Below are 13,075 nucleotides of genomic sequence, written 5' to 3'. Positions count from 1 at the left end.
TGTATGCCCTTTCCCCGTTGGCAACCGCTTTTATCGTTTCGGTATCGGCGGCTCCGGAGCCGGTGTGGTTCATTATGGCGTATGCTGTTTTGCTGTTTTCGATACCTGCCTTTATCGTGGGCTGGATTCAGACGGCCGTATTGCATCGAAGCCGTTTGTTCAGAATGGCTGTGTCGGGTGTCAGCGCGTTTGCATTGTGTTTGGTTTTTTCTGTTTGCTTTAACCCCCTTGAATCAGGGCAGTCTTTTACAGACTCGTTTGGGGATCTGGGCCGGCCGCCTTTGCCGCATCTATAATTTGGGCATTTACGGCGTATTGACGGCCTGGCTGCTGAACTTTCTGATTACCGCCGCTTTAAACAGAAAGGCCGTCTGAAAACGCCCGGCCCAAACCGTTTCAGACAGCCTTTTACCGCTCAGGCAGCAAACATTGAATTTCTGCCGGCTGCCTTTATTATTCATTCAACTGAAACAACAAAGGGGCAAACCCATGATATATTGGCTTATCGCTGCGGCATTGGTGCTGATTCTCGAGCTGTTTGCCGGCACGGTTTACCTGCTGGTGGTCAGCGCCGCACTATTCGGCGCGGGCTTGGCGGCTTTGCTGTTTGACAATCACGCCGTCAGCACCACAACCGCCGCTGTGTTGGCTACAGCCGGCATCGTTTGGGTAAACCGCCGGCTGAAAAGCCGCCGCAAAACCGGCAACGGCGAAACCGCGCTCGATGATTTGGATGTCGGCCAAACCGTACACATCAACCGCCGTCTGCACGGCAACAGGTATGAAGTGCACTACCGTGGCGCCGTTTGGCAGGCCGAGGCCGCCAACGCGCCGGCCGTTTCCCAGCCGCAAACCGCCGTCATCACCGGCAAAAACGGCAATGTTCTCCTGATTCACCTGCATTAACTCCACTCAACCCGAAGGAAAAACCATGGATTTCAGCCCTTTTCTCAGCTTTCCCATTCTGCTTTTTATCGCCGTTATCGTGTTCGGTTTCAAGGCGTTTGTGGTGGTGCCGCAGCAGGAAGCCTATGTGGTCGAGCGGCTGGGGCGTTTTCACAAAGTGCTCACGCCCGGCCTCAACATTCTGATACCGTTTATCGACCGTGTGGCCTACCGCCACACCCTGAAAGAAATCCCGCTCGATGTGCCCAGCCAAGTGTGCATCACCCGCGACAACACCCAGCTCACGGTGGACGGCATTATTTACTTTCAGGTAACCGACCCCAAACTCGCTTCATACGGCTCCAGCAATTATATTTCCGCCATCACCCAATTGGCGCAAACCACGCTGCGCTCGGTTATCGGCCGCATGGAGCTCGACCGCACCTTTGAAGAGCGGGACGAAATCAACAGCACGGTGGTGGCCGCGCTCGATGAAGCCGCCGTATCGTGGGGTGTGAAAGTGTTGCGCTACGAAATCAAAGATTTGGTGCCGCCGCAGGAAATTTTGCGCGCCATGCAGGCGCAAATTACCGCCGAACGCGAAAAACGCGCCCGCATCGCCGAGTCGGAAGGCCGCAAAATCGAGCAGATTAATCTCGCCAGCGGCCAGCGTGAAGCAGAAATCCAACAGTCCGAAGGCGAGATGCAGGCCGCCATCAACGAATCAAACGGCCAGAAAATCGCCCAAATCAACCGCGCACAAGGCGAAGCCGAAGCCCTGCGGCTGGTGGCCGAAGCCAATGCCGATGCCATCCGCGCCGTGGCCGAAGCCCTGCAAAATCCCGGCGGCAGCGAAGCCGTGAACCTGAAAGTGGCCGAACAATATGTGGAAGCCTTCGGCAAACTGGCCAAAGAAAACAACACCCTGATTATGCCCGCCAACATCGCCGACATCGGCAGCCTGGTAGCCGCCGGTTTAAAAATCGTTGAAGGCAATAAAACAGCGGCCAAATAAAAATACGCCGACCGCAGCCGCCTGCATAGATAAGCAGGTTTCCGACAGCAAACCGCAGGCGGCACCATAATGCAAAACCGACTCTGCCGCTTTGGCGGCTCTGTTTGATGGGAGTGTCCGATAAAAACAAACGCGGCAGTCTGCGGGCGGCGGAAATAGGGCTGCCCGGCTGCAACCGTGAGCGTGCCGGTCCACCTTGTGCCGCTCTTCTGTCTGCCCCGCCGTTTCGTGCGTATTTTACGGACTGTTGCCCGACAAGACGGAGCTGTGCCGCATCAGCTTGCATTGAGCCTGCTATAAAAAACGCACCCTTAAGCCCGGGCAAAACACCGCAGCAGGCAAGTATCCGCGATAAAGAAAAACAGGCCGTCTGAAACGTTTCAGACGGCCTGTTTTTCTTATAAACCCGGCAAGCCCGTTATTTGTTGGCTGACAATTGATCGACCATGCGGCCGTCTGCAAAATATTTTTTCATGATTTCCTCCCAAGTGCCGAACACATCATCGGGCTTAAACGTTTCGATATCGGGAAAATCAGCTTGATGCTTTGCCAACACCGCAGTATTGCTCGGGCGCAGATAGAGTTTGGCCGCCAGCTCCTGCGCCGGTACGCTCCATAAATAGCCCAAGTATTCCCCTACCGCCACGCGGGTGCCTTTTTTCTCCGCCACGCCGTCCACCACCGCCACAGGGCTTTCCGAAAGAATGGTATAGCGCGGATACACGATTTCAAACTGCTCGGGCGCCAACACACGGCTCACATGGTTGGCTTCGCTCTCAAAAGTAATCAACACATCGCCGATATTGCGCTGTGTGAACGTGGTTGTAGCCGCGCGGCCGCCGTTTTCAAACACAGGAGCGTTTTTCAGCAGCTTGGCAGCAAACTCTTTGGCTTTGGCTTCGTTACCGTTATTGGCTTTCAGCCCATAACCGAATGCACCGAGAAAGGCATAACGGCCGTTGCCGGTGGTTTTCGGGTTGGCAATCACAATTTGCAGATTGTCTTTGGCCAAATCCGCCCAATCGCGCACCTGTTTAGGGTTGCCTTTGCGCACAAGAAAAACCGTGGTACTGGTAAACGGCGCGGCATTATCGGGCAAACGGCTGCGCCAACCTGCCTTCACCAGCCCTTTTTTCTCTAAAAGCTCGATATCCGAAGTTTGGTTCATGGTTACCACATCAGCCTGCAAACCGCTGGACACTGCCAAAGCCTATTTGCTCGAACCGCCGTGCGACTGCTGCACGCTGATTTCCCCGCCCGGATGCCGGGCTTAATATTCTTTGATAAACAGAGGGTTGTATTCCTTATAAAAATCACGCGCCACATCGTAAGACACATTCAGCAACTTGATGCCGTTACGGCAGCGTTTTGCCCCCCCGCAGCTGATGCAGCATACTGCCCTTCGGTTTCCGGAGAGCAGGCCGACAAAGCCAAAACAATGCCAAACAAAGCAGAGAAAGAGAACAAACGGGTTGCGACCATGATGATTGAGATAAAAAATGGAAACATGGCAAACTGTAATACAAGCCGTCGGAAAAAGAAAGAATAACTCACTGGTCACGAAGCCTTTACCCACCAGCAATCCAACCCGACCGAATACATAACTGACATCCAGCCGGCGGTCAGATTCTTTTATTTACAGCATACCACTTTCAGCGGCAAAACCATCGACCAGTATTTCGACACTTCCACCACAGGCATAAGTTTAAAGCAGCCGACATCGCAGACCGTCTAGAAAGCCGAACAGCAACGACTTAATGGTATATCGAAAGCGAGCTGTGGAAAAAATGCTTCAAGCGCTACGACAGCCCCCCAATGCCTTCTTCTACACCAAACCACCTTATTGGCAGTTTGCAGGTTACAACCGCACGTTTGATTGGGCACAGCAAGGACTGCAGGCCGATGCGATAGTATACACCAGCGACAAAATCATACTATCCATCAACGAACTACCCGATAATCCAGGATCTATTCAAAGACTTCAGCATCACTGCCTTGAGCCTATATCAAAGCCGCACGGATAAAAGTAACAACGTTGGACTTTTATCTTAATTCAGTGGTTGTAGATGGGGGATCACCACTAGTCTCTGCGTTTTATCACGGCTGAAGGTATATTTGCATTCTTTTTGTCATGTGCGACAAGCGGAAGAGTATGACTGAAAAAATAAAAAATCATGACAAAACGCACGTTAGCTTACACAAATTTTTCCGATGGAATTCAGTCATTGAAAGCGGCAGTTGAGATTCTGGCAAAGCCGGCACGCCCACGGGGATTTGAACCTTGGTTACTGCTGTGAAAGGGCTGCTCTAACCGCTAAGCGATATACGGGTACATAAACCGTGACGTACCCGGAGCAACCGAATGCTTGATTCTTTGGCTCGTAACCAAATACTTTATCCAATTGAGCTAAAGCTTCGCTGCCCCGTGTTGACCGTGAATCAAGAATGCGGATATGGAAACGTGTTTTTGCTTGGCCTTTTTCTAAAAAAGTTTTATTTTTTGATTTGGCTCTAGACTAGCAGAATAGCTCTGTTAGCCTGGAAAAATGAAATATAACACCAAGTTAAGTGACCATCAGCTCAAAAAATTATCAAGCATTTTTGTGTCGGTATAGAAGCCTCAAAAACCGCTTTGCCGACAGGCTTCAACCGCAATACCATCAACCACCGGTATCGCATTTTCAGGCACGAAATATACCGCTGCCAAAGCGGGCAAAAAGACCTGTTATACAGCAGCATAGAGGTTGATGAAAGCTATTTGTAGCGCGGTTTCCATGGCAAGTCAAAGCGTGGCAGAGGAACGCTTAGACAACCCGTCTTTGGTATTTTCGAAAGAGACGGCAGGGTTTATACCGAAATCGTTCCTGATTGTAAAAAGCAAACACTTCAAGCTGTTATATTGGGAAAGGTCTCTCTGGAGGGTGTTTTTATTCTGATAGCCGGCGCGGTTACAGCGGCCTGGTCGATGCGGGCTACTCTAAACATTTGCGCGTTAATCACGGACAAAATGAGTTTGCAGATGGTACCGGGCACATCAATGGTATTGAAAGCTTCCGGAGTTTTACCAAACGAAGGCCCGCCAAATTCAACGGCGTAACCAAAAACTTTGATTTGCACCTGAAGGAATGCGGATGGCGATGGAACCGAAACTCTGATGAACTGGGTCACCAACTTTGGGGGCTTTTAAAGTAAATTTATATAAAGCTGCCAGTCTAGAGCCTTTAAATTTTGTGAAGCGCTCAGGCCGTCTGAAAATATTAATAGAAAATATTTTCAGACGGCCTGAGCGTTGATTTTGCTATCGCTGTGCCAAACTGTATGCATTGAAAATAATGAACCGGCCCGGCTTGGGTTTAGAACGGGATGTCATCATCAATATCGTCCACCGGTGCGGCAGGCGCAGCAGGTGCTTGGCGGCGGGGTGCAGCGGGCGGTGTGTTTTGGGCTTCCTGCTGGTAAACGGGAGCGTTTTGGTAATTCTGCTGTTGGGTCGCCGGCTGCGGATAAGCGCCTTGGGCTTCACCGCCGTATTCCGCCGTGCCGCTGCTGCGCGAACCGAGCATTTTCATTTCGTTGCCGATGATCTCGTATGCGGTACGCTCAATGCCGTCTTTGCCCATGTATTTGCGGCTTTGAATGCGGCCTTCGATATAAACCGAGCTGCCTTTGCGCAGATACTGGCCGGCTACTTCTGCCAAACGGCGGTAAAGTGTGATGTTGTGCCATTCGGTGCGCTCTTGGCGTTGGCCGCTTTGACGGTCGTTCCACACTTCGCTGGTGGCGATGCTGAAATTGCAAACGGGCTCGCCGTTGGGCATATAGCGTACTTCGGGGTCGCGGCCGAGATTGCCGATAAGGATAACTTTGTTTAACGATGACATCAATTTGCTCCTGAAATAATTTGTTCGGCGGCATTTTGGTCGAAACCTTTTTGCAATGCCTTGATAAAAACGGTTTTTTTGTCGGCACTGAAGCTGACGGCCTCTACGCCTTCCAATGCGGTTAAGGCAGAGTGTAATTGCTCCGCTCTGCCGCGCCAAGTTTCCGGTACCGAAAAATTGAGGTTTTTAACCGGTTTGGGGGCGGGTGAGCACACGGCAACGGCCAGCCACAACAAAATCAGGCCGCTGCAAAAAGCGAACACGCCGTTGAAACCGTAGTGTTGGAACAACACGCCGCCGGCCGCTCCGCCGGCAAACAGGCCGACCGACTGCATGGTGTTGTACACCCCCATAGCGGTGCCTTTTAAATCGGAAGGGGCGATTTTCGACACCATTGAAGGCAGGCTGGCTTCCAGCACATTAAAGCCGATAAAATACACAGCCAGTAAAACAGCTGCCGCCCAAACGGAATCCTGCACAATCAGCAGGCCGGCCTGGGCAGCGGCAATGCAGACAATGCCGCACACAAATACTGCTTTGAGTTTGTTGCGGGTTTCGCCGACAATAATCAGCGGCACCATCAGCACCAATCCGGCCAGTGTTGCCGGCAGATAGATTTGCCAATGTTGCTCTTTCAGCAGCCCGAGTGCCACCAGGGCAAACGGTAATGCGGTAAACAGGGCCATTTGCGCAGCATGCAGGGCAAAAATGCCGAAGTTGAGCGCAAGCAGCCGGCCGTCTTTCAATACTTCGCCCAAACGCGAAGGCTGCGCCTGGGCATCTTCGTGCAGTTTCGATGCTGAGGGGTTGGGGGTGATGTAGGCCACCACGGCGATGCCGGCAAGGCTGAGCACGCCGGTTAGGGCAAACAGTCCGTCTACACCTATACGTGCGGCCAGCAGCGGTGCCAGCACAAGGCCGGCCGAGAAAGTCAGCCCGATACTCAGCCCGATGACGGCCATCGCGCGGGTGCGCACTTCATCGCGGGTAAGGTCGGCCAACAGGGCGGTAACCGCCGCGCTCACGGCACCCGCCCCCTGCACCGCCCGTGCCAGCACCAGCATCTCAAGCGTGTCGGCAGCCGCAGCCATAAAACTGCCGGCGGCAAACACAATCAGACCGAAATAAATTACCTTTTTACGGCCGAATTTATCGGAAGCCATGCCCAACGGCAATTGCAACACCGCCTGCGTCAAACCGTATATGCCCATCGCCATGCCGACCAGCGCTTTGTTGTTTTCTGCGCCGGGCAAAGTGGCGGCATAAAGTGCCAATACGGGCAGCACCAAAAACATGCCGAGCATACGCAGCGCATACACGCCTGCCAGCGATACGCCCGCGCGCCACTCATGCGGATACATCTGTGTGCGGTTTTCTGTTGCCATAATTCGGTTAAGTGTTTTCAGACGGCCTGTTGCGGCCTACCTGCGCCGCAGGCCGTCTGAAAAAATCATCGTGAAAAATCTGCTCAGCTCCACTGCCAGCGGTTGCGCCACGCGCCAAGCACGGCATCGGGATATTTGCTGCTGCCCAGGCTGCCGTTAAAACGCGCCAGCGCACGCACCAGATTGCCGCGTTCCACATTGTTATAGTGGCGTAGGATGGTGCAGCCGTAACGCAGATTGGTGCGGATATCAAACAGATTGTGTGAAGGTTTGCCGATATGGTTTTTCCAAAACGGCATCACCTGCATCAGCCCGCGCGCACCTACATTGCTGATGGCGTATTGGCGGAACGCACTTTCCACTTGGATCAGGCCGAGCACCACCTGCGTATCGAGCCCGGCGCGGCTGGATTCGTATTGGATATTGACCAGCAGCCGTTTGCGCTCGCCCTCATCGGCCACATAGCGCGCCAGCCGTGCCGACATATCGCGCAGCCAACGTTCGCCGTCTTCAGCGCGGTCGAACACCAGCCGTGCGGGATTCACGTTGTTGATGGAACTGCGCATCACCGATGCCACATCATCAGAGAGGGTTTCTTCGCGTTGCGCCCCGGCATGCAGCAGGCGGGGGCTGAGCAATAATGCGCCGCCCGCCGCCAACAGGCGGCGGCGCAGCAGACATTCGGCAGGAATCAGGTTGTCCGGTTTCATAGTGCATGGTTTGAAAATTTTATTGCTATGTTTTTCAGACGGCCTCTCTTTGCCCAAAACTTCAGGCCGTCTGAAAAACTTAATCCAAATGCCCGCCCCCCTGCGCCAATACCGTGCGGTTGCCGTTGGCCTCGGGGGCGGACACAATGCCGTCCGCCTCCATCCTGTCGATCAAACGGGCGGCACGGTTGTAGCCGATGCGCAGATGCCGCTGCACTGATGATATGGTTGCTTTGCGGGTTTTCACCACGCAGGCAACGGCATCATCATACATCGGATCAAGCTCTTCTTCGCCGCTGCGCTGGCCGTTGGCGTTACTGAACAGGTCATCGCTGCCCACACCTGAAGTGAGAATATCGTCAATATAGTCCGGTTCGCCGAATTGTTTCAGATATTCCACCACGCGGTGCACTTCGTCATCGGCTACGAATGCGCCGTGTACGCGCTGCGGATAGCCCGTGCCGGGCGGCAAAAACAGCATATCGCCCTGCCCCAGCAGGTTTTCTGCGCCCATTTGGTCGAGAATGGTACGGCTGTCCACCTTGCTCGACACCTGGAACGCGATGCGTGTGGGAATATTGGCTTTAATCAGGCCGGTAATCACGTCCACACTGGGGCGCTGGGTGGCCAAAATCAGGTGGATGCCGGCGGCGCGGGCTTTTTGCGCCAAACGGGCAATCAGCTCTTCGATTTTTTTGCCCGCCGTCATCATCAAATCGGCGAATTCGTCCACCACCACCACGATAAACGGCAGTTTTTCCAGCGGCTCGGGGTCTTCGGGCGTGAGCGTAAACGGGTTGGCCAATTTCCCGCCGTGTGCCGCCGCTTCGGCCACTTTCTGATTGAAGCCCGCCACATTGCGCACGCCCATATGGCTCATCAGGCGGTAGCGTTTTTCCATTTCGTTCACACACCATGTAAGCGCGTTTGCGGCCAGTTTCATATCGGTTACCACGGGGGCGAGCAGGTGCGGAATGCCTTCGTAAATCGACAACTCCAGCATTTTCGGATCGATCATAATCATGCGCACTTCATCGGGCGCGGCTTTGAACAGCATCGACAGAATCATCGAGTTCACCCCCACCGATTTGCCCGAACCGGTGGTGCCCGCCACCAAAAGGTGCGGCGCTTTGGCCAAATCGGCCACAACCGGCTCGCCGGTGATGTCCTGCCCCAGGGCCAGCGTGAGCTTGGATTTGGATTCCCGAAACGCCTGCGAATTGAAGATTTCGCTCAGGCGTATCATCTGCCGCTTGGGATTGGGCAGCTCCAAACCCATGCAGGTTTTGCCCGGAATGGTTTCCACCACACGGATAGATGCCACCCCCAGCGAGCGCGCCAAATCTTTTTCAAGGTTCATCACCGCATTGCCGCGCACACCCACATCGGGTTCGATTTCGTAACGCGTAATCACGGGGCCGGCATAAGCGTCCATCACCTTCACTTTCACCTTAAACTCGGCCAGCTTCTCTTCAATGGTGATGCTGTTTTCCAGCAGGGCTTCTTCGGTTTGGGTGGCACCGGGGTCGAACTGCGGCGGCTGCAGCAGTGCTGCGGTAGGCAGGTGCGGCACGCCTGAAACCGCATGGTTCTTTGCGCCGTCCGCCGTGCCTGCCGGCAGCGTTTCAGACGGCCGCAATGTTCCGGCTGCCGGGTTTTGGAGGGTGTGTTCGAACACCGCCGCCGTGGTTTCATCGGCATGGTTTAACGCCGCGAGATCGACCGTCTGAAAAGAAAGCGGCGGTTCCGCCTCTGATGCAGACTCCTGCAGCAGCCGGTCGGTAATCGACCCGTTCGGGCGGCTGCTGATGTGCGCAACGGCCTGCCCGGCATATTCGTCAACACGCGGCGGGAAGGTTTGCAGCGGAGCGGTATCGTGCCGGAATACGGGCGGTTCGGGAATATCGATCACCTGCCGCTCCACCTCCGGCACAGAGGGCTGCTCAATCACGGCGGCTTGGGCGGCCGGCACGGCGGCAAACGGGGTAAACCGTGTAGAAATCGGCGGCGGAACGGCAACAGGCCTGCCCGGCGGCTGCAATTGTGCCGAATGGCTCTGCTCCACCCTCGCAGCGTCAGGAATCACACTTTCGCGTATGGCAGTATTGATGCGGCGGATGCGTTGGCGGCTGACCGGCGAATCGGTTTTGGCGAGATTGGCAAACACTTCGCCCTCCGGAATCACTTTGGGCTGCAAAACCTGCACCGGCGTTTGCGCCGACACTTGGCGGCGGCGCGCCAAACGCTGGCGGAGCAGGTTGGAACGGATATCGTCTTCGCCGATGGTTTCGGGGTTTCCCAACGCCTGCGCCACCGGCTGCGTCATCTCGGTGCGCGGCACGGAATGGGAAAGCCGGCGCAATTCCGAAAACACGCGTTCGCGTGTGCGCACCAGCGCAGGGTCGTCCAAACCGATAATTTCCGGCTCGACAACCGGTTTGGGCGGCGCGGCTTCTTCGAGCGCGGGTTTGAACCGCCAATTAAGCTCCACCACCTCCATATCGGGCGGGGGGTTGGAAAACCGTTTCGGTTCAGACGGCTCCGCTCTGTTTGGCGCTTGGTCGGCAAGATGGGTTTCGTGCAGCGAACGGGTGGCTTCTTCCAGCGTGATCACGGGCAGCGAAGCATCGACAGATCCGCCCGCCGGGCGGTATTCGTTGCCGTCAAACGGCACATAAGGCGCAATACCGATGGCTTTGCCGGTGAGACTTCGGCTCTTTGGCTCATTTGCCTTCCCGCCTGCCGCCTCCCTTTCCGCTTCTGCCGATAAAACTGTGCCGAACATGGGAATACCGCCGCCCTCCTGCATTTGGCCGTTTTCGTTTTCAGACGGCCTCTGTTGCATTTCGGGCTGCGCCCCTGCATTGTCGGGCAGCGGTTCGGCGGCCTTCGGGGCGCAGGCGGGGGCTTCGGTGTTGTCGGTGCTGCTGCCTGCTTCGGCAAATTCGGAGTCGGGATCAGCTTCTATTTTCGGTGCGGCGGCAAAAATCGGCAGCTCTTCGAAATCGTCATCTTGCATTTCGCGCCTGCCGCCCGAAGTGGCATCAAGTTTGCGGCTGTGTTTCGGTGAGAGTGCGCGGAATTTTTCAACGGTTTTGTCGTAAACGGCTTTGGCTTCTTCTGCCGCCCGATAACTCTGGCGGGTGTTTTTCAGGTTGGGATCCACGCCGCGCAGGGCTTTGGGCGGTTTGGAGCCGCCGGCTTCCGGCTCAGGCGCGGCTTCGGCATCAGCCTCGTGGCGGCTCAAATAGGCCAACTCGCGCAGCCATTCCTGCTCTTGGCGGTGGCGCACCCATAACGCGCCCGCAATCGCAAACAGCAACACAATCAGTAAAAATGTCCACAACATAAATACAAACAGCCCGTTTGGTTTCGGCAAAGGCGTTATTCTAACGTGTTTCAGCCGTGAAAAGAATAATTTTCACGCCGGCACGGGGCTTTTGACGATAATAAAGATTCAGACGGCCGCTGCCGTGGCAATCAGGCTTTGAATCTGCCCGATGCCGGCCAGGCCGTCTGAAAGCCGCTCGCGCCGGCAGCCGGCTTAAAAACGGTTTTTCCATTCCCTTAGGGCAGCGAACACAGCAGCTCCGTCTGCCAATTTTCCGCCGCTGTATTCCGCCGCTTTCTGCGCCACCTGCCGGCAGCCTGTGCGCAGAAACGGGTTGATCCGAAGCTCGTGCGCCAGGCTCACCGGCAATGTGGGCGTGTGTTCTGCGGCGGCTCGGGCGGTGCGCACGGCGGGGTTGTCCGGCTCGACACAGGCAGCAAAGCGCAGGTTGGCAGCGGTGTATTCGTGTGCGGGGTAAAACAATGTGTGCCCGGGCAGGCCGGCATAGCGTTGCAGCGAGGCATAAAGCTGCCCGGCGGTGCCGCAAAACACCCGTCCGCAACCTGCCGAAAACAGGGTGTCGCCGCAGAAAACGTGCAGGCCCTCTGCATCGTGCAGCAGATAGCTCAGATGCCCGGCGGTATGGCCGGGCGTGTGCCAAACTTCAACGCGGCAGCCGCCAAACAGCCACTGCACGCCTTCGCCTGCATACCGGTCGGCGGCGGCGATGTCGCGGTTGCCGTATACCGTGCATTGCGGGAAAACCTGCTTCAGCCCGGCGATGCCGCCCGTGTGGTCGTGATGGTGGTGGGTAATCCATATTTCGGCCAAACTCAGGCCGTGGCGGTGCAGATAGTCGAGCACGGGCCCGGCCTCGCCCGGGTCGATGCAGACGGCCTGCCCGTTGCGGGAAACCGTCCAGATATAGTTGTCGTCCAACGCGGCAACGGGATGGATAGTAAACGCCTGCGCAGCCATTTTTCATCACCTTTGTTTTTTCAGACGGCCTTGATTATATCCTGAGGCAGGGGTATAAATCAGGCCGTCTGAAAATTTGCTGTTTGACTGTTTATGGATTTTTCGGCTGCCTGGTTTCCCCCTGCCCTGCTCTATGCCGCCCTGCTGCTGTGGGCGGGTATTTTGCTGGCCGCCAAATCCGCGCTGCCTGCGCTGTGCCGGCACAACGGTGCCGCAATGGTCGCGGCGGCTTATATGGCGGTGCTGTGGGGATTGAATGCGGGTTTGGGCAGCGGGCAGTTGGCGGGCATGAGCTACCACCTTCTCGGCATCAATTTGGCTGTGCTGATGCTCGGCCTGCCCGCCGCTTTATGGCTGGGCACGCTGCTGCTGGCAGCCTACACTGCGCTGCACGGCGGCGGAAACTGGGCGGCACTGGGGCTCAACGCGCTGTTTGTGCTGCTGCCTGCCGCTGCCATTAATGCTGCATTCCGCCGCGTTGCCGCACGGCTGCCCGACAATCTGTTTGTTTATATTTTTGTCAACGGCTTTCTCGCTGCCGCAGCGGGAATGCTGCTCACAGGGCTGCTGGTGTCGGTGCTGTTGCAGCTTGCCGGCGTGTTTGCTGCCGATGCGTTGTGGCAGTCGGCATTTCCGGTGTTTTTTCTGCTCTCTTGGGGCGAAGCCTTTCTCAGCGGCATTTTCACGGCCGTTTTCGTGGCTCTGCGCCCGCGCTGGTTGAGCACTTTTGACGAGCGGCGTTTTTTGCGCGCCCGAAACAGCATTTGGACATAATGCCGCCTCACCCAAATATCCTCCGTACACCGCAGCGGGCAGACCTCAGCCCCACGGTATCAGGCCGTCTGAAAACCTGCCTGCCGCCGCCCTGCGCTTTCATTGATATGAAGCAA

The 13,075-nt window shown here is 55.8% G+C and carries 8 protein-coding genes and 2 pseudogenes; 4 read left to right on the top strand and 6 right to left on the bottom strand.

Annotated features, from left to right (window positions below; genetic code table 11):
- The first annotated feature begins 489 nt into the window (after positions 1 to 489).
- Both IR141_RS04935 and IR141_RS04930 read left to right on the top strand, forming a co-directional pair.
- A complete protein-coding gene (locus IR141_RS04935) occupies positions 490 to 906 on the top strand; it encodes an NfeD family protein (protein ID WP_135034548.1) in 417 nt (138 codons plus the stop codon).
- Positions 907 to 931: 25 nt separating this feature from the next.
- On the top strand, positions 932 to 1,900 hold the full coding sequence (locus IR141_RS04930) for an SPFH domain-containing protein (protein WP_135034547.1): 969 nt from the start codon (positions 932 to 934) through the stop codon (positions 1,898 to 1,900).
- Positions 1,901 to 2,318: 418 nt separating this feature from the next.
- Here the strand turns inward: IR141_RS04930 and IR141_RS04925 are convergent.
- A pseudogene (locus IR141_RS04925) lies at positions 2,319 to 3,382 on the bottom strand (sulfate ABC transporter substrate-binding protein).
- A 1,064-nt stretch (positions 3,383 to 4,446) separates the two neighbouring features.
- Between IR141_RS04925 and IR141_RS04920 the strand changes: the two are divergent.
- Positions 4,447 to 5,092: pseudogene (locus IR141_RS04920) on the top strand (IS1595 family transposase).
- Between the two features lie 161 nt (positions 5,093 to 5,253).
- Here IR141_RS04920 and IR141_RS04915 read toward each other — a convergent pair.
- The 5 genes from IR141_RS04915 to gloB form a co-directional block, all read right to left on the bottom strand.
- A complete protein-coding gene (locus IR141_RS04915) occupies positions 5,254 to 5,781 on the bottom strand; it encodes a single-stranded DNA-binding protein (RefSeq protein ID WP_135034546.1) in 528 nt (175 codons plus the stop codon).
- Entirely contained in the window at positions 5,781 to 7,166 is a 1,386-nt protein-coding gene (locus IR141_RS04910; RefSeq protein ID WP_167743053.1) for an MFS transporter, read from the bottom strand. Before IR141_RS04910 ends, IR141_RS04915 begins: the two co-directional genes overlap by 1 nt.
- A gap of 83 nt (positions 7,167 to 7,249) precedes the next feature.
- Complete coding sequence (locus tag IR141_RS04905; RefSeq protein ID WP_135034544.1) at positions 7,250 to 7,876, bottom strand: lytic transglycosylase domain-containing protein; 627 nt, start codon at positions 7,874 to 7,876, stop codon at positions 7,250 to 7,252.
- A gap of 79 nt (positions 7,877 to 7,955) precedes the next feature.
- The gene (locus IR141_RS04900) at positions 7,956 to 11,225 is read right to left on the bottom strand and encodes a DNA translocase FtsK (protein ID WP_135034566.1); all 3,270 of its coding nucleotides are present in this window, start codon (positions 11,223 to 11,225) and stop codon (positions 7,956 to 7,958) included.
- A gap of 195 nt (positions 11,226 to 11,420) precedes the next feature.
- Entirely contained in the window at positions 11,421 to 12,185 is a 765-nt protein-coding gene (gene gloB / locus IR141_RS04895) for a hydroxyacylglutathione hydrolase (protein WP_135034543.1), read from the bottom strand.
- Between the two features lie 93 nt (positions 12,186 to 12,278).
- On the opposite strand from gloB, the gene IR141_RS04890 reads away from it, so the two are divergent.
- Positions 12,279 to 12,959, top strand: coding sequence for an energy-coupling factor ABC transporter permease (locus IR141_RS04890; protein ID WP_135034542.1), 681 nt, complete (start codon positions 12,279 to 12,281; stop codon positions 12,957 to 12,959).
- Positions 12,960 to 13,075: the final 116 nt, after the last annotated feature.

It is taken from the genome of Neisseria sp. 19428wB4_WF04 (genome assembly GCF_015235335.1).
In the GTDB taxonomy this organism is placed as follows: Bacteria; Pseudomonadota; Gammaproteobacteria; order Burkholderiales; family Neisseriaceae; genus Neisseria; species Neisseria musculi.
The sequence above is the reverse complement of the archived record's forward strand: the minus strand, read 5'-3'. Positions and strand labels throughout refer to the sequence as shown.